This window comes from Streptomyces sp. NPDC087428 (genome assembly GCF_044744085.1).
GTDB lineage: Bacteria > Actinomycetota > Actinomycetes > Streptomycetales > Streptomycetaceae > Streptomyces.
Genome location: NZ_JBIUXR010000004.1, coordinates 250,605 through 270,872, shown reverse-complemented (window position 1 = coordinate 270,872; position 20,268 = coordinate 250,605). Strand labels below are relative to the sequence as shown.

At 71.1% G+C, this 20,268-nt stretch carries 19 protein-coding genes and 1 pseudogene; 17 read left to right on the top strand and 3 right to left on the bottom strand.

Annotation, left to right across the window (positions count from 1 at the left end; translation table 11 throughout):
- The first annotated feature begins 1,094 nt into the window (after window positions 1-1,094).
- The 9 genes from ACIO3R_RS10735 to ACIO3R_RS10695 all read left to right on the top strand — a co-directional run bounded on the left by ACIO3R_RS10735 (window position 1,095) and on the right by ACIO3R_RS10695 (window position 9,059).
- Window positions 1,095-1,442 carry a hypothetical protein gene (locus ACIO3R_RS10735; RefSeq protein ID WP_402105084.1) on the top strand — a complete coding sequence of 116 codons (348 nt, stop codon included), beginning with the start codon at window positions 1,095-1,097 and terminating at the stop codon, window positions 1,440-1,442.
- A 24-nt stretch (window positions 1,443-1,466) separates the two neighbouring features.
- Complete coding sequence (locus tag ACIO3R_RS10730; RefSeq protein WP_363022505.1) at window positions 1,467-1,892, top strand: phage tail protein; 426 nt, start codon at window positions 1,467-1,469, stop codon at window positions 1,890-1,892.
- A gap of 139 nt (window positions 1,893-2,031) precedes the next feature.
- Window positions 2,032-2,754 (top strand): LysM peptidoglycan-binding domain-containing protein, encoded by a 723-nt coding sequence (locus tag ACIO3R_RS10725; RefSeq protein ID WP_362955297.1) that lies wholly within the window; start codon window positions 2,032-2,034, stop codon window positions 2,752-2,754.
- Window positions 2,751-4,565 carry a VgrG-related protein gene (locus ACIO3R_RS10720; protein WP_402105082.1) on the top strand — a complete coding sequence of 605 codons (1,815 nt, stop codon included), beginning with the start codon at window positions 2,751-2,753 and terminating at the stop codon, window positions 4,563-4,565. Before ACIO3R_RS10725 ends, ACIO3R_RS10720 begins: the two co-directional genes overlap by 4 nt.
- A 125-nt stretch (window positions 4,566-4,690) precedes the next feature.
- Window positions 4,691-5,008 carry a PAAR domain-containing protein gene (locus ACIO3R_RS10715; protein ID WP_385036054.1) on the top strand — a complete coding sequence of 106 codons (318 nt, stop codon included), beginning with the start codon at window positions 4,691-4,693 and terminating at the stop codon, window positions 5,006-5,008.
- On the top strand, window positions 5,008-5,430 hold the full coding sequence (locus tag ACIO3R_RS10710; protein WP_362955306.1) for a GPW/gp25 family protein: 423 nt from the start codon (window positions 5,008-5,010) through the stop codon (window positions 5,428-5,430). The genes ACIO3R_RS10715 and ACIO3R_RS10710 overlap by 1 nt, the downstream gene beginning before the upstream one ends.
- Complete coding sequence (locus ACIO3R_RS10705) at window positions 5,430-7,388, top strand: putative baseplate assembly protein (RefSeq protein ID WP_402105079.1); 1,959 nt, start codon at window positions 5,430-5,432, stop codon at window positions 7,386-7,388. Before ACIO3R_RS10710 ends, ACIO3R_RS10705 begins: the two co-directional genes overlap by 1 nt.
- Window positions 7,385-7,948, top strand: a complete 564-nt coding sequence (locus ACIO3R_RS10700) for a phage tail protein (RefSeq protein WP_385036052.1) — start codon at window positions 7,385-7,387, stop codon at window positions 7,946-7,948. The genes ACIO3R_RS10705 and ACIO3R_RS10700 overlap by 4 nt, the downstream gene beginning before the upstream one ends.
- 4 nt (window positions 7,949-7,952) lie before the next feature.
- The gene (locus ACIO3R_RS10695; RefSeq protein ID WP_402105077.1) at window positions 7,953-9,059 is read left to right on the top strand and encodes an NADase-type glycan-binding domain-containing protein; all 1,107 of its coding nucleotides are present in this window, start codon (window positions 7,953-7,955) and stop codon (window positions 9,057-9,059) included.
- 28 nt (window positions 9,060-9,087) lie between these two features.
- Here the strand turns inward: ACIO3R_RS10695 and ACIO3R_RS10690 are convergent, their stop codons facing one another.
- Window positions 9,088-9,861, bottom strand: coding sequence for an SDR family NAD(P)-dependent oxidoreductase (locus tag ACIO3R_RS10690; RefSeq protein WP_402105075.1), 774 nt, complete (start codon window positions 9,859-9,861; stop codon window positions 9,088-9,090).
- A gap of 360 nt (window positions 9,862-10,221) precedes the next feature.
- On the opposite strand from ACIO3R_RS10690, the gene ACIO3R_RS10685 reads away from it, so the two are divergent.
- Window positions 10,222-11,256 (top strand): amino acid--tRNA ligase-related protein, encoded by a 1,035-nt coding sequence (locus ACIO3R_RS10685; protein WP_402105074.1) that lies wholly within the window; start codon window positions 10,222-10,224, stop codon window positions 11,254-11,256.
- A 58-nt stretch (window positions 11,257-11,314) separates the two neighbouring features.
- Here the strand turns inward: ACIO3R_RS10685 and ACIO3R_RS10680 are convergent, their stop codons facing one another.
- Together ACIO3R_RS10680 and ACIO3R_RS10675 are read right to left on the bottom strand one after the other, a co-directional pair.
- Window positions 11,315-12,466 carry an LLM class flavin-dependent oxidoreductase gene (locus ACIO3R_RS10680; protein ID WP_402105275.1) on the bottom strand — a complete coding sequence of 384 codons (1,152 nt, stop codon included), beginning with the start codon at window positions 12,464-12,466 and terminating at the stop codon, window positions 11,315-11,317.
- A gap of 586 nt (window positions 12,467-13,052) precedes the next feature.
- Window positions 13,053-13,407: pseudogene (locus tag ACIO3R_RS10675) on the bottom strand (HAD-IA family hydrolase); the annotation flags it as partial.
- A gap of 228 nt (window positions 13,408-13,635) precedes the next feature.
- Between ACIO3R_RS10675 and ACIO3R_RS10670 the strand changes: the two are divergent.
- From ACIO3R_RS10670 to manD, 7 genes are all read left to right on the top strand, one after another.
- Window positions 13,636-14,019, top strand: coding sequence for a VOC family protein (locus ACIO3R_RS10670; RefSeq protein ID WP_385343346.1), 384 nt, complete (start codon window positions 13,636-13,638; stop codon window positions 14,017-14,019).
- Window positions 14,020-14,156: 137 nt separating this feature from the next.
- Window positions 14,157-14,588 carry an SRPBCC family protein gene (locus ACIO3R_RS10665; RefSeq protein WP_385036049.1) on the top strand — a complete coding sequence of 144 codons (432 nt, stop codon included), beginning with the start codon at window positions 14,157-14,159 and terminating at the stop codon, window positions 14,586-14,588.
- 144 nt (window positions 14,589-14,732) lie between these two features.
- Window positions 14,733-15,557: a FadR/GntR family transcriptional regulator gene (locus ACIO3R_RS10660; protein WP_363022489.1), complete on the top strand. Its 825-nt coding sequence runs from the start codon at window positions 14,733-14,735 to the stop codon at window positions 15,555-15,557.
- 241 nt (window positions 15,558-15,798) lie between these two features.
- Window positions 15,799-17,118 (top strand): ABC transporter substrate-binding protein, encoded by a 1,320-nt coding sequence (locus ACIO3R_RS10655; protein WP_402105071.1) that lies wholly within the window; start codon window positions 15,799-15,801, stop codon window positions 17,116-17,118.
- Window positions 17,118-18,080, top strand: coding sequence for a carbohydrate ABC transporter permease (locus ACIO3R_RS10650; RefSeq protein ID WP_402105069.1), 963 nt, complete (start codon window positions 17,118-17,120; stop codon window positions 18,078-18,080). Before ACIO3R_RS10655 ends, ACIO3R_RS10650 begins: the two co-directional genes overlap by 1 nt.
- The gene (locus ACIO3R_RS10645) at window positions 18,077-18,952 is read left to right on the top strand and encodes a carbohydrate ABC transporter permease (protein ID WP_385036046.1); all 876 of its coding nucleotides are present in this window, start codon (window positions 18,077-18,079) and stop codon (window positions 18,950-18,952) included. The genes ACIO3R_RS10650 and ACIO3R_RS10645 overlap by 4 nt, the downstream gene beginning before the upstream one ends.
- 92 nt (window positions 18,953-19,044) lie before the next feature.
- Window positions 19,045-20,259: a D-mannonate dehydratase ManD gene (gene manD / locus ACIO3R_RS10640; RefSeq protein WP_402105067.1), complete on the top strand. Its 1,215-nt coding sequence runs from the start codon at window positions 19,045-19,047 to the stop codon at window positions 20,257-20,259.
- Window positions 20,260-20,268: the final 9 nt, after the last annotated feature.

Here is a 20,268-nt window from a genome sequence, read left to right as displayed (position 1 = left end):
GTGCTTCCCGTACAGCGTCCGGCCCCGACATCCAGCGTGCTCCCGCACGTCAGGACCGGAGTTCCGGCGCGGCTCCTGCGCTGCCCGCGGCGGACCGGGCCCGGACGCGCCCCGAGGGCGCACCGCTTGTCTCACCCCCGGTCGCGCCCCCCGCGCAGGCAGGGGGCGGAGCGGACGCGCCGCTGCTGAGCGCGACTGACGTACAGCCCCGTCTTACCTCCAGCGCCGGAACTGGCGATGTCCAACGCAGCCTTGCCGACCGCTCCATTGGAAGCACCGCGTTGCCCGGTCCCACGGACCACGGAGACGGACCCGCCGGGCCCCTGGTCACACCGTCCCGGGCCGCCGCACCCCGCCACCCGACGGTGGAAGGCGCCACAGCCATCACCGACACCGGACGATCGACAGGCACCGGACGAGCGGCAGGCACCCCAGGCACCGTAAGTTCCGCAGGGGCCACGGCCGGCACAGCCCGCACAGCCAGTACGGCCAGCACAGCCCGCGCAGCCCGCGCAGGCATCATGGGCACCGCAGGCGCCCGGACCACCAGCGTCGGCGGCTCGCGCCCGTTCGCCGTGGCCCGCGTCGGAACGCACTCCGCTCCGACGGCACCACACACCGGCACCAGCACCGCCACCCTCTCGCTGCTCGCCGCACGCCCGCTCCGCCTGAACACCCGGGCCCCGGAAGGCGTGGCGGCGCCCGCCGCCCCCCGTTCCGGCGGCCGTCCCGTGGTGGCCGCACGCTGGCCCGGCACACCGGCTCCGCACCGGAGCGGCCCCGCACACCATTCACCGGGTCCGTCCTCAGCGGCCCCGGTGGCCCCGGCTGCGCCGCACCTCCAGCGGGCCGCCGCCGGGCATCCCGGCCCCGGACCGGTGGGGCGCGGCGTCGAAGGCACCGGCGCTCAGGGCTCCGTCCAGCGCGTCCCGGTCGTCAGACCCGCGCCGCCCCTCCGGGGGACGGCTGGGGAGACCGCACCGGGAAGTGCCGTCCCGGTGCGGCCCCTCCCGGTGACCGCGCCGCAGGCGCAGGCACTCGCGGGCCGCCCCCCGGTCACACCGACACCGGCACATGCGACACGAACCGTCCCCGTGGTCCGGCCACGGACCGTCCCGCGGGGCCCCGCAGCGGCGGTCGGCGGAACCGGCCGGGCAGCGCCCGCGGTTCAGCGAGAGGTCACCGGTGCCGGTGAAGGTGCCGGTGACGTCTCCGTATCCAAGGGCGGACCGGCCGCCACGGCGGAAACGGAGCAGCGGTCGGCCGCGGCGCCGGCCGCCCCCGGCAGGGGCGCGACCGGGCAGGCCGGGATTCCGCAGGGCACCGGGGCCGAACTGGACGAGCTGGCGCGCCGCCTGCTCGACCCCATGGCCCGGCTGCTGCGCACCGAACTGCGGCGCGGCCGGGACCGCACGGGCCGCCCCTACGACGGACGCCGCTGAGAGCACGGAACGGATGACGGACCAATGACAGACAGCATCTTCGCGACCAGCGTGTTCTTCCGGCTCGCGATCGCCGGGAACGACCTCGGCGCCTTCCACACCTGCTCCGGCATGGGCGCCGAGGTAGAGATGGAGAGCTATGCCGAGGGCGGCAACAACGGCTTCACCTGGCAACTGCCCGGACGCGTGACCTGGACGAACATCACGCTCACCAGGCCGGTCACCGCCGACACGGCGAAGATCGGCCGGTGGCTCGACGAGACGCTGCGCCGGGTGGAGCCCAAGGACGGCGAGATCGTGGCGCTGAAACCGGACTTGACCAGGATCATCAGCTGGCAGGTGTTCGGGATCGTCCCGGTCCGCTGGCAGGGGCCGTCCTTCGACCCCGCACGATCGGAGGCCGCCGTGGAGACCCTGGAGATCGCCCATCAAGGCTTGCGTCCTTCCTGACACACCCTCGCGAAGCCTCGGCAGGCCGGGTGGTCACCACCTGACCGGCCACACACCCCTGCATCCGCTGTCCACGGCCTCCGTATCCGCTGTCCACTCCCTCCGCCCACGCAACCCGCACCGGAAAGGAACTCCAGGCATGTCTCCAGCGGTGCGCTCCAGCCGGGCCAGAGCCCAGCTGACCCTGAAGGAGCCCCCGGCCTCGGTCGGCGCGAAGCCCGGCGGGACGGTCGCGCAGCTCGACCTCCAGTTCAACCCCTCCACTCTGGAGCTGCGCAAGACCACCGAGTGGCGGCGCTCCCCGTCGCGGATGGCCGGGCAGTCGGCGCTGCCCGAGTTCGTCGGCAGTGGCCCGCGCACGCTGAGCCTCGAAGTGTTCCTGGACGCCACCGCCACCCATGACAACTCCGTGGAGCAGGCGGTGGAGAAGCTGATGAAGGCGTGTGTGCCGACCCCGGCCAGCCTGGGCCGCAAGAAGCCGGCCAGCCCGTGGGTCCGGTTCGAGTGGGGCACCGCGCGGACGACGGCGTTCGACGGGGTGCTGTCCAGCCTGTCGGTGAGCTACACGCTGTTCGACGTGGACGGCAAGCCGCTGCGGGCCACCTGCTCGCTGTCCATCGAGGAGGCGAGCGTCGACCCGGCGGGCCAGAACCCGACGTCCGGCGCGCGCACCGCCCGCAGTACGCACACCGTCGTGGCGGGAGACAGCCTCGCGATGCTGGCCTGGCGGGAGTACGGCGACCCGACGGCCTGGCGGGTCATCGCGGAGGCGAACGGAATCGACGACCCGATGGCGCTCGCGCCCGGCACCGAACTCGTGGTGCCGGCGCTGCGGGACACGGGCAGTGAGGAGGAACGGTGAGCACAACCGAGGCCCAGGGCAGCCGGTCGTTCACGGCGGACCCCGTCGTGGAGACGCCCGCCGAACTCCCACAGGTCTGGGCGGCCCAGCTGGTGAGCTGTGTGGTGGACGAGAACGTTGGCCTGCCCGACGCGGCGGTTCTCACCTTCCGCGACCCCGATCACGAGTTCCTTCAGGCGACCGGCGTCACCATCGGCACCCCGCTGCGGGTCTCGGTGGTGACCGCATCCGGGCAGGCGCGCGAGCGGCTGTTCGACGGTGAGGTGACGGCTCTGGAGCTGGACCGGGACGCCACCGGCTCGTTCACCGTGGTGCGCGCGTACTCCAAGGCACACCGGCTCCAGCGCGGCCGGAAGGTGGTGGCGTACCGGAACATGACGGCGGCGGCGATCGTCCGCAAGGTGGCCGCCGGAGCCGGGCTGGCCTGCGGAACGGTGCAGGCCGCCCCGGTCACGTATCAGCAGCTCTCGCAGGCGAACGTGTCCGACTGGGACTTCCTGCAGTACCTGGCGGGCGAGAGCGGGGCCCAGGTGCGCGTCGACGACAAGGGGCTGCTCCAGTTCACCCGGCCGCAGAAGGCGTCCGGCGCGCCCGCGCCGTCGACCTCGGCCACGCGGAGCCCGATGGTCCTGGAGTACGGCCGCAACCTCCTCGCGCTGCGGGCCTCGCTGTCGGCCGCGGACAGTGCGGCGTCGGTGGAGGTGCGCGGCTGGGACGTCACCACGAAGCGGCCGCTGGTGGCCCGGAATCCGTCGGTGGTCAGTGAGACGGCGGTGCCGGGGCTGAGCCCGTCGGTGAGTGCCCGGTTCGGCACGGCCAAGGTGACCGTCACGGACACCCCGTACCGCACCCAGGCCGAGACGACGGCGGTAGCGGACGCGACGGCGGCCCAGGTCAGCGCGGGCTTCGGGGAACTGGAGGCGGTGGCCGAGGGCAACCCCCGGCTGCGGGCCGGCAAGCCCGTGGCGCTCGGCAACGTCGGGCAGGCGTTCTCGGGCCGCTACACGGCCACGGCGGTGCAGCACGTTCTGGAGCCGCACAACGGGTACCGGACGACGGTCTGGGTAGGCGCTGGCCCGGACCGCTCCCTGACAGGCCTGGTGACCGGCGGGCCGGACCGCGGTCCCCGGATGCCCGGTCTGGCGATCGGCGTGGTGACGGATGTGCGCGAGCCGGACGGCGCGGAACGCGGCGCTGTGCGGCTGAAGTTCCCCTGGCTGGACGAGAGTTACGTCACCGACTGGGTGCGCACCGTGCAGTGGGGCGGCGTCGGCGGGGGAGGGGTGGTGAGCGCGGAGGTCAACGACGAGGTGCTGGTCGGTTTCGAACAGGGCCTGCTGGACAGCCCGTACGTCATCGGCGGGCTCTACAACGGCGTGGACCAGCCGTCGCCCCATGACGTCCCGCTGATCGACAGGACCAGCGGAAAGGTCAACCGCCGTTCGGTGGTTTCGCGTTCGGGGCACCGGGTGGAGCTCCTGGACGCGAGGGCGCCGGGCCCGTCCGGGCTGCGGCTCCTGACCGGTGACGAGCGTCTCGAAGTACGCCTCGACGACCGGCGGAACCGGATCGAACTGACGGTGTACGCGGGGCGTGGCCGCCCCCTCACCTCCGTCGTGCTCGACAAGGACGGCATCACGCTGGACGCGAAGCTCGGCAACGTGAGTGTTCGGGGCAGACAGGTGGACATCGACGGAACGGACGAGGTGCGGATCGGCGGCCGTTCGGTGAAGCTCACCGGCGGTTCGGACGTCACCGTCGACGGCGGTCTGCTGGGCGTCCTCAAGGCCCGGCTCATCCGGATCAACTGAGAGCCCGCCCGTCCCACCCCCGGCCCCCGCCCACCGAACCCGCCCCCGACCCCGTGCCCCACGCGTCCCACCGACCGAATCCGCGACCGGCCCCCGGGCCCAGGACCTTCCGCAAGGAGTGCCGTATGCCAGCCGCAGCCCGTACCGGCGACCCCACCAGCCACGGCGGTGTGATCGCCGCCCCGCCGCCCGGCGCCGCCGCCGCGGTGATGCGCGTGCTGATCGGCGGCCGTCCCGCCGCCGTCGTGGGCAGCCTCCACACCTGCCCGATACCGCCGCACGCACTGCTGGGACCGGCCAACGTGATCCTGCCCGACCCGGCCGCGCTCGCCACGGGCGTCGTGCTGATCGGAGGGCTGCCGGCCGCACGGGCGGGCGACCGCACGGCGTGCTCAGGGAACATCGTGACCGGAGCCCAGAACGTGCGCATCGGGGGCATGTGATGAGCGAGCGGTTCATCGGGCGCGGCTGGGCGTTCCCGCTGCGGGTCGGGCCGACCGGCGGGATCGCCATGGTCGAACGGGCGCAGGAGATCGAGGAGGCGATCCGCCTCGTGCTCGGTACCGCGCCCGGCGAGCGCCCCATGCGCCCCGAGTTCGGCTGCGGCATCCACGACTACGTCTTCGCCCCGGGCAACGGCGCCACCGCCGGACGCATCGCGCAGCAGACGCGTGAGGCCCTTGAACGGTGGGAGCCGCGCATCGCGGTGGACGACGTGGTGGTCGCCTTCGACGCCGTCGAGGACGGCACCCTCTACATCGACGTGCACTACACCGTGCGTTCCACCAATGACCGGCGCAACCTGGTCTTCCCCTTCTACACGATCCCCTCGGAAGAGGAGACCGAGGAATTGGTCGCGGACTGATGGCTCTGGACTTCCCCAACCTTGACGACCGGCGGTTCCAGCAACTCGTCGACGAGGCGAAGCGGTACGTGCAGCAGCGCGCCCCGGAGTGGACCGACCACAACGTCTCCGACCCGGGCGTCACCCTGATCGAGACGTTCGCCTACCTCGTGGACCAGCTGCTGTACCGGCTGAACCGCGTCCCGGACAAGAACTACACCGCGTTCCTGGACCTGTTGGGCATCTGCCTGTTCCCGCCGGCGGCGGCCGGGGCCGAAGTCGACTTCTGGCTGTCGGCCCCGCAGCCCGAAACGGTGGCGCTCCCCGCGGGCACCGAGGTGACTACCGTGCGCGGCGAGACCGAGGAGGCCGTGGTCTTCACGACCACGGACGAACTCCGCATCATCCCGAGCGAGTTGACCCGTCTGGTGACCGCGCCCCGGACCGGTGAGCAGAGCGACCGGACCAGGACCCTCGCCGAGGGCCTCGACGTGCCCTGCTTCCAGGCGACACCGGAGCCCGGCGACGCGCTGCTCTTCGGCCTGCCGACGCCCGTGCCGCGCTGCGTGGTCGCGGTGCGCGTGGACAGCCGGGTGGAGGGCATCGGTGTGGACCCGCGCCAGCCCCCGCTGGTGTGGGAGGCGTGGGACGGCGGCGGCTGGCGGGAGTGCGAGACCGGCACGGACACCACCGGCGGACTGAACCGTCCCGGCGAGGTCATCGTCTACGTTCCGGCCGGACACACCGCGTCGGTGATCGGCGGCACCCGCGCCGGCTGGCTGCGCTGCCGCGTCACCGAGCCGGAGCCGGGCCAGCCGTTCTACTCGGAGTCCCCGACGGTGCGCGAGGCGGCGGTGTTCACCGTGGGCGGCACCATGTACGTCGAGCACGCCGAGACGGTGACCGACGTACCCCTCGGGACCTCGGAAGGGGTCGCGGGGCAGACGTTCCGGCTCGGCCGCCCGCCGGTCCTCCTCGACGGCGAACCCCCCGTGGTGGAGGTGTCCTCGGCCGAGGGATGGCACCGCTGGGAGGTGGTCGAGCACTTCGGCCGCTCCGGGCCCGCCGACCGGCACGTCCGCGTGGACGCCACCAGCGGTGAGTTCACCTTCCCCCCGGTGCTGCGCGAACAGGACGGCACGCTGCGCCAGTGCGGCGCCGTACCGCCCAAGGGCACGCAGATACGGGTGGCCCGCTACCGCACCGGCGGAGGCCCCGCGGGCAATGTCGCACGCGGAGTGATCTCCGTGCTGCGCAGCTCCGTGCCGTACGTGGCACGGGTCACCAACCGGGAGGCGGCGCGCGGTGGGGTCGCCGGCGAGACCGTCGCCAACGCCAAGCTCCGCGCGCCGGACGCGCTGCGGATGCAGGAGCGCGCGGTCACCGCGGAGGACTACGAGATCATCAGCCGCCGGGCGGCGCCCTCGGTGCGCCGGGTCCGCTGCCTGCCCGCGGGTGACGGTGCGGGCGCGGTGCGGGTCCTGGTGGTGCCGGACGCGGTGGCCGACGAGGGAGACCGGCTCCGCTTTGAGCAGCTGATCCCCTCGGACCAGGTGCTCCAGGCGATCACCGCGAGCCTCGACGAGCGACGGCTGATCGGGACCCGCCTCGTGGTGGAGCCGCCGGTCTACCAGGGCGTCACCGTCGTGGCCCGGCTCGCGGCGGCGCCGGGCGACACCGACCGGGTGCGTGACGCCGCGCTCGCCGCACTGTTCCGGCTCCTCAACCCGCTGCACGGCGGCCCGGACGGAACGGGGTGGCCGTTCGGGCGGCCGGTGCAGTACGGCGAGGTGTTCGGCGTGCTGCAACGCGCCACCGGCAACGCGCTCGTGGAGGAGATCCGGCTGTTCGCCGCAGACCCGACGACGGGCCGACGGAGCGCGCCGTCGGACCGCATCGACGTGGGCGCGGGCGCGCTGGTCTTCTCCTACCAGCACCAGGTGGTCGTCACCGCGATCGAACCGGAGGCACGGGGATGAGCCGCGCCGCCGTACCCGGCCTGCCCAGCAGGTACCCGATCGGGGAGCAACTGCCCGCCCTGTACGCCGACGACGACTTCGCGCAGCGGTTCACCGAGGGTCTCGACACCGTGCTCGCCCCGGTGTTCGCGACCCTCGACAACCTGCCCGCCTACTTCGACCCCCGGGTGACCCCGGCCGACTTCCTGGCCTGGCTGGCCTCCTGGGTGGGTGCGGGCGACGACCCGCGGTGGCCCGTGGAACTGCGCCGGGAGGCGGTCGTCCACGCGGTGGAGCTGCACCGCTGGCGCGGCACGAGGCGTGGTCTGGTCGAGGGGTTACGGCTCGGGCTCGGCGTCCATGCCGAGGTGACGGGGGACGGCGGTGCGGTGTGGTCGCGTACCTCCGGCGCCGACCTGCCGCCGCGGCCCCCCGCGGAGATCCTGGTCCGGGTGTGGCCGGGCCGCGAGGCCGCGGTGGACGCGGACCGGGTCAACGAGATCGTCCGGGCCATGTGCCCGGTGCACACCGTCTGCCGGGTGGAGGTCCTGCCCGGCCCACCCGCCGATGAAGGGAGGTGACGCCATGCGTGCGTGTCCCACGTGCGGGGCGTCCAACGGCTCAGCGGACGACTTCTGCGGCAACTGCGGTGCGTACCTGGGGTGGTCGGACACCACACCGGCCCCGGGCACACCCTCGCCCGCCTCGGCCCCACCCGAACCCACCCCGCGCGACACCACCGCGGCGCCCGCCTCAGCGCCCGCCGCGAACGAGCCCGCGTCCGTGGATCCTTCCCCCGGCGGCACACCCGCCGCGCCCCCCGCGCCCTCGCCGACTCCTGCCGAAACCGGGCCGGCGGCGCGGCCACCGCGGCCCCCGGCCACGCCCGCCCCCGAGGCGTCCGTACCGGACCCCGTGCTGCCCGTACTCCCCGCGAAGCCGGTGGCCAGGCGTCCCGTCGTGCGGTCCGAGGCGGTGCGGGAAGAGGCGGCGGGGGTGCCCTGCCCGGCCTGCGACACGCCCAATCTGCCGGACCGCCGGTTCTGCCGACGCTGCGCGGCTCCGCTGAACCCCACCGCGAAGCCCGCCCCGCTGCCGTGGTGGCGGACCGTGTGGCCGTTCCGCCGTCGCCGGGCGCGGGCGAGCTCGGGCCGGGTGGTACGGGGCCTGGTGATCCTGGCCGTGCTGGTGGCCCTGTGCGCGGGAGGCTTCCTGCTGCTGCCGGCCGGCCGCGCGCTGATCGAGGACACCCGGGACAAGATGGGCACGCCCAAGGCCGTGACCCCGGTCGCCATCGCCGCCAGCGCCGAGATCCCCCGGCACCCGGCGAAGAACACCACGGACGGCCTGAACAACCGCTACTGGGGCGCCCCCGGGCCGGAGGCCTCGGTGACGTACACCTTCAGCAAGCCGTTCCGGCTGGTCGACGTGCTCATCACCAACGGGGCGTCCAAGTCCCCGGAGGCCTACGCCCGTGAGGCACGCGCGCTCCGGATCGACCTGGAGGTGACGACGGAGGACGGCGAGAAGCACACGAAGCAGGTCACCCTCAGCGACAAACCGGGCTCGCAGCCGGTTCCCACCGGGATCAGCGACGTGAAGACGATTCGCCTGATCCTGCACTCGCCCACGGGCCTGACCAAGGGACGTCATCTGGCCCTGGCGGAGGTGGAGTTCTTCCAGCGGAGCTGACTCGCGGCCGACCGGCGGTCCGGCCCGGTCACAGGTGCTGGCCGCCGTCGATGACGATGCTGCTGCCGGTGCTGAGCCGCAGGGAGGTGACAGCACCGATCAGTGAACAGGCGACGTCGTCCGGGTCGGCGACCACCGGGAGAGGCGCGGACTCCGCCTGTGCCCGGAGGGTGGCTGGATCCCGGCCGGGTACGAAGTTCGTGTCGACGGCTGCCGGGGAGAGGCTGAAGACGCGTATGTGCGGGCCGAGCACGCGCGCGAGGGAGGCGGTCATGACGTCCAGGCCTGCCTTGGCGGCGCAGTAGGCGATGCAGCTGCCCAGCCCGGTGAAGGCCGATATCGAGGAGATGTTGGCGACGGCGGCGTCGCCGGAAGCGCGTAGCAGCGGCAGGAAGGCGCGGATCACCGAGAAGGTGCCGCGCACGTTCAGCGTCAGGACGCGGTCGAAGGCCTCGTCCGTGAGCGCCTCGAGGTCGGCGTGTGACACCTTCTCGGTGACGCCGGCGGAGTTGACGAGCACGTCCACCGCGCCATGGCGGCGGGCGGTTTCCTCTGCGGCTCTGCGGATGGCCGAGGAGTCGTCGAGGGGAATGCGCGCCGAGCTGTGTCCGGTGCCGGGCAGGGTGGCGATGAGTTCCTGTGCGCGGCTGCCGCCGGTGTTGTAGCCGACGACCACGGTGGCCCCGGCCTCGGCGAGGCGTCGCGCGCAGGCGGCCCCGATGCCGCTGCTTCCACCGGTGACCACGGCCACCTTGCCGTCGAGATCGAAGAATCCCAGTCCGCCCGACCGTATTTCAGCCATGAGTACGCCCTTGTCTTGGCTCATTCACGTGAGTTCTCAGCGAATGCGTCATCGTATCAATTCGATGCTTATCCATGGGGTGCGTTGGCTGCCCGCAGGTGCGAAGCGAAACGGAATACATTCATCCGGTCGAACGAATACGCCACGAAGGTGGCAAGGGTTTCATTCCGGCCATGTGTTCACCCATTCTCATTCACGCATGAGCAATGTTTATTGATGTTGAAAATGGGCTAGGATCACAGGATATTTCATACTGCAATCGTGCGTCCGGTCCCGCTGACGAATACGCGAATGTGAAGGGGGCTCCGTTCGAGGAGACCGCAGGCGAGTCGGATCGATCCGACGAGATCTCCGGCGTCTGTGGCTCCGAAGTCAGCCCTCGGCACAGCGATTGCCTCATCCCCTGGGAGTGTAGTGAGCCTGTCTTCCGCGCAGTCGTACCAATGGACCGGTCGGGTGCTGCAGTCGTTGCGCCGTAGCCTTCTCGAACATGACTTCCTCGAAATACTTCCGGCTCTGCTCTCGTCCGAGGCGGAGCCGGGCGCGCGGCACTCGGTGGCGGTCCTCGGCGACAGGGCGAGACCGAAGGTGACCGCGGAGAGCGACGGCCGGGTCTCGGTGGACGGGAAATGGGCGTACCAGTTACCCGTGAGTCACTCGGTGGAAAAGCAGATGGCTCTTGAGCACGCCGACCGGGTCTACTGCCTGACGCCGTGTCTGAGACTCCTCATGGACGGAGAGGAGGCGTCGGGCAAGCACCTCTACACGTTCTTCCAGGTGGTCGTCGAGTGGCGGGCCGCGGACGCGGACGAGGCACTCACCGTCACCGAGAGCATCCTCGGGAGCCTGGCCCGCCACATGAAGCCGATTCTCCCCGATGACGCGGGCACGGCAGTCACCCGTCTCCAGGGACTGCGAAGCGGTCCTTACCCCCGAGTCTCCTTCGCGGACGCGCTCAAGCTCGGCGGCCGCAAACCGGACGAGCCGCAGAACAGTGATCTGACCCGCGAGGAGGAGTGGACCCTCACCGACAGCTTCGACTCACCCTTCTGGATCCACCGGTACCCACTCGGTGTGCGTGACTCGCTCTATCAGCGAGGTGAGGACGGTCTTCAGGAGACCTACGACCTCATGCTGCCCGCGGGGTACGGCGAACTCGCCACCGGCGGACTGCGGCCGCGGGACAGGAGGGAGATCACCGAACAGTCCCGGCTGCTGGGTGGCGAGCCCAATCCGGTGTACGCCGACTGGAAGGAGCGTTCAGGGATCCAGACGGCCGGTTTCGGTCTCGGCTTCGAACGGCTCGTGCGGTACTGCGCCGGTGCCGACAGCGTCCTGGATCTCCTCGCGGCTCACGATTCCGGACCCAATCGACGCATCGGGGCACACGAGTAGGCCACCGAGTACCGACCGCCACCGCGCCGGTGAAGAGCCGGGCCGGGCGGGTCGGTCGTTACTGGCCCGAGTCGAGTGCGACGGCGGTCGTGTGCCCAGTCGCGACTCGGGACGGATGGGCCCACAGGCCCATGGCGGTGAGCAGCGGCAGGACGCCTTCACCGAACCAGTAGGCCTCCTCCAGATGAGGCTGACCCGAGAGGACGAACTCGTCGATGCCGAGCCGGTGGTACTCCACGATCCGGGCGGCCACCTCCTGATGGCTGCCCACCAGGGCGGTACCCGCGCCGCCTCGGACCAGGCCGATACCGGCCCACAGATTGGGCGCGACCTCCAGGGCATCGCTACGTCCGCCATGCAGCGCGGCCATGCGGCGCTGGCCTTCCGATTCGCTGCGGGCCAGACCCTCCTGGACCGAGCGGATCACCTCCGGGGTGAAACCGCCGAGCAGCCGCTGGGCCTCGGCCCACGCCTGCTCGGCGGTGTCCCTGGTGATCACGTGGAGCCGGATGCCGAAACGCACAGGGTCGCGCCCCGCCGGGGCGAGGGCCCGGACGCGGGACAGCTTCTCGGCCACCTGGGCGGGGGGTTCCCCGAAGGTCAGGTAGACATCGCTGTGGCGCGCGGCGACCTGGATGGCGGACGGTGAGGATCCTCCGAAGTAGACGGCCGGAACCGGATCGGGCAGCCGTCCGAGCCTGGCCGCCTCGACCCGCAGATGCGACCCGGTGAAGTCTACGGTCTCGCCCCTCCAGAGCCGACCGACGATTTCCAGGAACTCACCGCTCCTGACGTAACGGGCTTCCTTGTCGAGGAAGTCGCCATAGGCGCGCTGCTCGTGGCTCTCGCCGCCCGTCACCACGTTCAGGAGCAGCCGGCCCCCGGAGTGACGCTGAAACGTGGCGGCCATCTGGGCGGCAAGCGTAGGGGAGACGAATCCGGGCCGGAACGCGACCAGGAACTTGAGGCGCTCCGTCTCACGCGCCAGCATGGCCGTGGTCAGCCAGGCGTCCTCACACCAGGCGCCGGTCGGAGTGAGTGCCCCCTCGAAGCCCAACAGCTCCGCTGCGGAGCAGACTTGCGTGAGGTACTTGATGGTGGCAGGCCGCTGCTCCTCAGCTGTGGCCCCGGCAGGCAGGTCATGGCCACCGCCAACGACATGGCGACTGTCACCGTAGGTGGGCAGGAACCAGTGGAAGGTCAGGCTCACTCGGGTCTCCAGTTCTTCTCGGTGGGTCACGCGAGTCCGTGGCTGGTGGCGCCGGCCAAGGGGCGGGGGCGTCTTTCGCAGGCTCCTTGAGAACCGTCGAAGGCCAGGTCGGCGATGCGGACTGAGGGAACCGTTCCCCTTTCGAGTCCGGGATCACTGCTGTTCACGCCGTCGGCTCCGATCCCATTCCCGTGACGTCGGCGCATACATTACGCGCCTGCGATGAGGAGCTGATGAGGAAGGGGCATTCCCATGGAATTCGGGTCGTTCATTCTGCGTGCAGTGGAGGTGATCGTGATTCGCGCACAGGCATGGATTATCTGGATCGCGGCGTCGACAATGGATGTGGGAAGTGCCGTTGCGTTGTCATTGAGCCCTGCGAACCCAAAGGCTGTCAGAATGGAGTCCATGTGGGTAGAGGGCGTCACCGGCCGCCTATCGGTGTGATCGCGGGCAAGGCTCCGTGCTCAGGATATCGAGGACCTGACGGAGATGACCACCGGCCTGCTCGACGAAGGCGACTTCGGCCCCACCCTTCAACGACTCGACGACCAGTGACCGAACAGGCCCCGTTCCGGAAGATGAGTCAGGCTTTGCCGAGCCGTTCGGCCGGCCCGTCGGCGTACAGGTCGAACCGGTCCGAGACGGTGGGCGGGTCGCCGACGGGCCGGGCGACGAATGCGCAGCCCCAAATCCTGTGCACCGCGCAGGTAGACCGCTGGGTCCGGCTTGCAGGTCCGGACGTCCTCGGCGGACGGGGCTTGGTGCCAGCGCAGTCCGGCGTGGGCGTTGAGTCCCAGCAGGGCTGTCCGGCTCGCGTTGGAGAGCCCGATCAGCGGGTACCGTTCGGCGAGCAGGGACAGTGCCGCCACGGAGTCGGGCCAGGGCGGGATCCTGGTGCCTGACAGGGCCAGCGCCGTTATGGCAGCCGGGTCACGGATGGAATCCGGTCAAGGAACCCTTGGCCGCTCGCCCTGCCGGGCGGGTGACCTCACGTGTGCGCCGGAGCACACGGCCCCGAACGCGCCGACAGCCGCGACGCGCACGCGCTCACCGAGCCGGCCGAGCACCGGACGGCCGTTTCCGTTCGGCGGTGGGTGTGCCGCTCCTCGGCGCGGGTACTCGGGACGGAGTCCGGAGACCGGATGTCCGATGACAGGAGGATGGCGATGGCGGTGCCGAAGACGAGCGTGCTGGTGCTGGACTGCGCGGAGCCGGAGGAACTGGCCGATTTCTACGCCGCGTTGCTCAACGCGGAAGTTCGTGTCGGCAACGAGCTCGATATCGTCGAGATCGTGGGCCACAGCGGGGTGCATCTGGCGGTCCGCAGGGACCACGGTTACGCGCCGCCCAGCTGGCCGCGGCCCGATGATTCCCAGCAGGCCCATCTGCGGATCCTGGTGGCACGCGAGGACATCGACGAGGCGGAGCGCGAGGCGGTCGGGCTCGGTGCGCGTCCGCTGGACACGAAGAACAACGGGGGCGCCCGTGACACGCGCCTCTATTCCGATCCCGCCGGACATTCCTTCACCCTGGCCACGCACGACCAGTGAGAGTCACGCCCGCGTGAATGCGTCCGGCTGCCGTGCCGTGCGGGACGTAGCCCTGCGAACCCCGCGAGGAGACGACCCCACGGCCAACCGGCGGCGTTCGCGAACGTATGAATCCACCCACCTGCGAAGGAGCCCTCATGTCCTCCTCGATCGTCGAGACCGTCGATATCAAGGCCCCGGTGTCCATCAGCTGGGCGCTGTGGAGCGATGTGGCCCGGTGGCCCAGGTTCCTGAGCCATGTCCAGCGCGTCGACCCGCTGGACGAGCGTCGCTTCGCCTGGCAGCTCGCCCTGCCCGGTGTCGACAAGGTCTTCGTCGCCGAACTCACCGAAGTCGTGGCGGAGGACCGGATCGCCTGGAAGACGACGGAGGGCGTCCACCACGCCGGCGTCGTCACCTTCCACCGGCTGGACGACGAGTCGAGCCGGCTGACTCTGCAGATCGAATACGACCCCCAGGGCTTCGTGGAGCACTTGGGAGCCCTCACCAACCTTGACTCGGTCCTGGCCAATTACGACCTCGGCGAGTTCCAGAAACTGGCCGAGCGGACTGCGGCGGGCGACTTCTGAGCATCGGGGTGCCGTCATCGCCACCGGCACCACCGCGTCGTCGTCCGAGGCGCGTACCGAGGTCCTGGGGAGGGGCGGACCTGTGCCGTACGCAGCCGGGCCCGGGGACACGTACCGGCCGTGACCGGCCTGTACGCTGCGAGCATGCAGCCGTCCGCCCCCTCCTCCCCGTCAGATTCCGAGCGGTCGGGCCCGGTCGCGGACCCCGCCCGGCGCGGACTCCTCACGGAGCGCATCGCCCGCCAGCTGGAACACGACATCAGGTCCGGAGAGATCGCCGTCGGGACGAAGCTCCCCTCTGAGCGCGAGCTCGCCGCCCAGTTCGGCTCCAGCAGGAACGTCGTGCGCGAGGTGCTGCGACGGCTGGAGGCCCAGCACCTGATCGAAGTCGCCCCGGGGCGGGGTTCCTTCGTCCGGGAACAGTCCTCCGGGCAGGCCAGGGGGTACGACGCGCTGTACCGGGCGGGCCGCCCCACCGTGCGGCAGCTCATCGAGGCGCGGATCCCGCTGGAGGTCGAGATGGTCCGGCTGGCGGCCCAGCGGGCGACGGACGAGGACATCGCCGTCATGCGGTCCGCGCGGGACGCCCTGGAGGCGGCGACCGACGTGGTCGTCAAGGCCCAGGCCGACATGGACTTCCACGACGCCATCGCGGTGGCGAGCAAGAACCCGGTCCTGCGGATCATGCTGTCCTCGATCAGCGGGATGATGTTCGAGATGATGCTCCGCTCGAACTCCGATCCGTCGATCGGTGAGGCCGGTGTGCCGCACCACCCGGAGATCTTCGAGGCGGTCGAGGCGCGGGACGTGGACCTCGCCTGCGCGCGGATGCGGGAGCACCTGCTGCTGGGGCTGCGTACCTACGGGGCGGATCTCGATCTGCAGGTCGACACCATGGCACGCAACCACATCGAGACCCTGCTCGGCCAGGCCGAGGGGCGCCGGGGCAGGAACCGGACGGGCGAATAGTCCGGCGACAGGCCCGGCGGCCCTTCCCCGCGCCGGACCCTCCTTCACCGAGCCCCCTTCCGGGGGCTGTCCTCCGTCAGGGGCTGGTCGACATGCCTCTTCTGCTGTTACGGTCCCGTCTGAACCAACTGGTCCTACCAGTTGGACCAGATAGGCCCGGGGTGGTGCGGTCCGGGACGCGACGCGCACCGCCACGGCACCAGCAGACTCCGCACGACACCGCAGAGAGACGAGGACAAGGATGTCCACGAGCAGCCAGCTCCTGAGCCGGCGCGCCTTCGGGAGGCTGGCGGCAGGGGTCGCGGGAGCCGCCGGGGCAGGGGCGCTGAGCGCCTGTTCGGCCGGGGGCGGGAAGCCCTCGGCCGGCACCCCGCTGCGGATCATGGCGATCAACCACGTGTGGTCCCAGGCGATCCGGCGCCGCACCAAGGAGTTCGAGGAGCGGATCGGGCGCCGGGTCTCGATGACCCTGCTCACCGCCGACCAGCTTTCGAGCAGCTACAACGTCAAGCTGAACGCCTCCGGCACCGACGTGGACGTGATGATGGTCCGCGCGCTCCAGGAGCAGCTGGTCTTCGGCCACAACGGCTGGCTCGCCGACCTCAGCGACCGGGTCACGGACGACACGGAGTTCGACTGGGCGGACTTCCAGAAGGCCCCGCGCGAGGCGTCCGTGACCGCCGGCAGGGTGCTGAGCGTCCCGGTGGTGACGGAACGCCCGGCGCTCTACTACCGCAAGGACCTGGTCGAGGACCTCGGCGGACCGCCGCGCACCCTCGACGCGCTGATGGACGCCGCACAGGAACTCACCCGCCGCAAGCAGGGCTTCTACGGCTACGTCGGCCGGGGCCAGCGCAGCGGCGCCGTGTCCCAGTGGTCGAGCTTCCTCTACTCGCACGGCGGCGACTTCGTCGTGGACGGGAAGTCAGGCATCGGCACTCCCGAGGCCCTGGCCGCGTACGAGTACTACGGCAGCCTGCTGGCCAAGGCCGGGCCGCCCGGGGCGACCAACATGAGCCTTGAGCAGGCGATGCCGATCTTCGCGCAGGGCAAGGCGGCCTTCTGCATCGACGCCGACGCGATCTACAGCAGCTTCCTCGACCCCAAGGTGTCCAGGGTCCGCGACAGCGTCGGCTTCGCACCGTTCCCGGCCGGGCCGGCCGGCGCCAGGCCGCACAACATCCCGTCCTGGAGCCTCGGCATCAACACGTACTCCCTGCTCCGCGACGACGCCTGGGAGTTCATCAGGTGGGCCGCGGGTCCCGAGATGTCGGCCGCCCTCCAGTCGGACGGCATACCCGGCGCCCGCTCCTCGGCCTGGTCCGACCCCAGGACGCTGGCCTCCTTCCCGCCGGACCTCGCCGAGGCCATGCGGATCAACGCCGAGCGCGGCCGCGGCTACGACCGGCCCCGGGTCCTCCAGGTCGGCCGGGCCCGCGACATCGTCGGCCGCCCACTGGTCGCGGGCATCCTCGGCGAGTCCGTACCCCCTGTCGTGCGCGACGCCGACGCGGAGTTCGCCGAGTTCCTCGTACGCGACAACCGCCACAAGGAGTCCTGATGTCCACCACCGAGGTCTCCACGGCCCGCACCGCCGCGCGCCCGCCGGAAGCGAAGCCGCCCCGCGTACGCCGGCCGCGCACCTTCGAGCAGGCCAACCGGCGGCTGAAGTGGACGATGCTCGCTCCCGCGCTGCTCTTCGTGGGCCTGATGATCGTCTTCCCGCTGGCCTTCACGCTCGACCTCAGCCTCACCGACGCCTTCGGCGCCGTGAACGCCGACAAGGCCCACATCGGCCTGCGCAACTTCACCGACGCGCTGGGCGACACCCGCAGGTTCTGGCCCGCCGCCCGCCGCACCCTGGTCTTCACCGTCGGTGCGGTGGTACTGGAGACGGTGCTCGGGCTCGCCCTCGCGATGCTGATGCGCAAGCCGTTCCGCGGGATGCGCTGGGTGCGCACCGTCCTGATCGTCCCGCTGCTCGCCACACCGGTCGCGATCGGCATCCTGTGGCTGCTGATCCTCGACCCCACCAACGGCATAGCCAACCACCTGCTCGCCGCCGTCGGCCTGCCCCGGCAGGAGTTCCTCGGCTCGGTCAGCCAGTCGCTGCCCACACTGATGCTCATCGACGTGTGGCAGTGGACACCCATGATGACGCTGCTGCTGCTCGCCGGGCTGACCACACTGCCCGAGGAACCCGAGGAAGCCGCCCTGGTCGACGGGGCGAACAGCTGGCAGCGGTTCCGGCACGTCATCCTGCCGATGCTCGGGCCGACGCTCGCCACCGCACTGGTGCTGCGCGCCGTCGACGCGCTGAAGACCTTCGACATCCTCTACGCCACCAAGGGCGCCGGCGGCGGTTCGGACTTCGAGGTGGAAACCCTCAACGTCTACGCCTACGGGCTCACCTTCGACTACCAGGAGTACGGGCTGGCCGCCGCCGTCCTGGTCCTGTTCACGCTCTTCATCATCGGCGTCGTGGTGCTGCTGCGCCGCCGTGGCGGAAGGAAGAACACATGAGTGCCACCGTCTCCCGTGCCGCCCGTCCGCAGGCCGCCCCGCACCCCGCGCCGCGGGCCCGCGGGCGCCGGACCGGGGCCTGGCTGCGCGGCACCGCCATCACGATCGTGACGCTCGTCTTCGCGCTGCCGCTCGTGTGGATGTTCGCCGCGGCCTTCAAGACCAACGTGCAGGTCACCGATCCGTCGGTGGGCCTGTGGTTCAGGCCCACCCTGGACAACTTCCGCAGCATCGTCGAGGCCGGGCAGATCGTGCGCTCGATGGGCAACTCGCTGCTGGTCGGGGTGGTGTCGACGGTACTCTCCGCCGTCATCGCCGTACCGGCGGCCTGGGCGGTGGGCCGGTTCAACATGCACCGCACCGGCTCCCTGATCCTCGTCGCGCGCATCGTCCCGGCGATCTCGCTGCTCGTCCCCTGGTACTACCTGTTCGCGCGGATGGGCCTCGTCGGCTCCTACACCGTCCTGGTGCTCAGCCACATGTTCGTCTCCGTCCCGCTGATCATGTGGATCATGATCAGCTTCTTCGCGGGGCTGCCGGTCGAACTGGAGGAGGCCGCCCGCACCGACGGGCTGAGCGCGTTCGGCGCCTTCTGGCGCATCTCGCTGCCGCTGGCGGCGCCGGGCACCGCGACCGCCTCCCTGCTGGCCTTCGTCTTCAGCTGGAACAACTTCATGTTCGCGCTGGTCTTCGCCGACGACCGCACCCAGACCGTGCCGGTCACCCTGTTCAACTTCATCTCCTACGCGAGCACCGACTGGGGCGGACTGATGGCAGCCGCCACCCTCATCACCGTGCCCGTCGTACTGGCCGCCGTCCTCGGACAGAAATACCTGGTCGCCGGGCTGACCTCCGGCGCCACCAAGGGCTGAGGAGCCCCCGCCCAGCGGCAGCCGGAGCACAGCTTCCGCACCGGCCCAGGGCTGACCCCCACACCCCCGACACCCGGAAAGAGAACACACGCATGAAGATCGTCGACGCGAAGGTCGTCGTCACCAGCCCCGGCCGTAATTTCGTCACCCTGAAACTGACGACCGACGAGGGCCTCACCGGCCTCGGCGACGCCACCCTGAACGGCAGGGAACTCGCCGTCGTCAGCTACCTCACCGACCATGTCGCGCCGCTGCTCATCGGTCTCGACCCGCACCGGATCGAGGACACCTGGCAGTCGCTGTACCGGGGCGCTTACTGGCGGCGCGGCCCGGTGACCATGGCCGCCATCGCCGCCGTCGATGTCGCGCTGTGGGACATCAAGGCCAAGGCCGCGGGCCTCCCGCTCTACCAGCTCCTGGGCGGCGCCAGCCGCGAACGCGTCCGCACCTACGGCCACGCCAACGGCCGCGACCTGCCCGAACTCCTCGACTCCGTGCGGGCCAGGCTCGCCGAGGGCTACCCCGCCGTACGCATCCAGTCCGGCATCCCCGGTCTCAAGGCCGTCTACGGGGTGTCCGACACCGACGACGCGGGCGCACCGGTCCTCCACCAGCAGGCACGCCCCCTGGTGGAGGACTGGGACACCGAGGCCTACCTGCGCCACACGCCGGCCGTCTTCGAGGCGGTCCGCGCCGAGTTCGGCGCCGAACTGCCGCTCCTGCACGACGCCCACCACCGGCTCACCCCGATCCAGGCCGCCCGGCTCGGCAAGGACCTGGAGCCCTACCGGCCCTTCTGGCTGGAGGACTGCACCCCCGCCGAGAACCAGGAGGCACTGCGCCTGGTGCGCCGCAACACCACCACGCCGCTGGCCGTCGGCGAGGTCTTCAACACGGTGTACGACTACCAGGCACTGATCACCGAGCAGCTGATCGACTACGTGCGGTCCGCGGTCACCCACTTCGGTGGGGTCACCCCGCTGCGCAAGCTCTTCGACTTCGCCGCCCAGTACCAGATCAAGAGCGCCGTGCACGGACCGGAGGACATCTCCCCGGTCGGGATGGCCGCCGCCGTCCACCTCGACCTCGCCGTCCACAACTTCGGCATCCAGGAGTACTCGGGCCACACCCCCCTCACCGGGGAGGTGTTCCGGCACTCCTACACGTTCACGGACGGCCACCTGCACCCGGGCGAGGCGCCCGGGATCGGGGTGGAGCTGGACGAGGAGCTGGCGGCGGCCCATCCGTACGACCCGGCGTACCTGCCGGTCAACCGCCTCCACGACGGGACCGTCCACGACTGGTGAGCCCCTGCC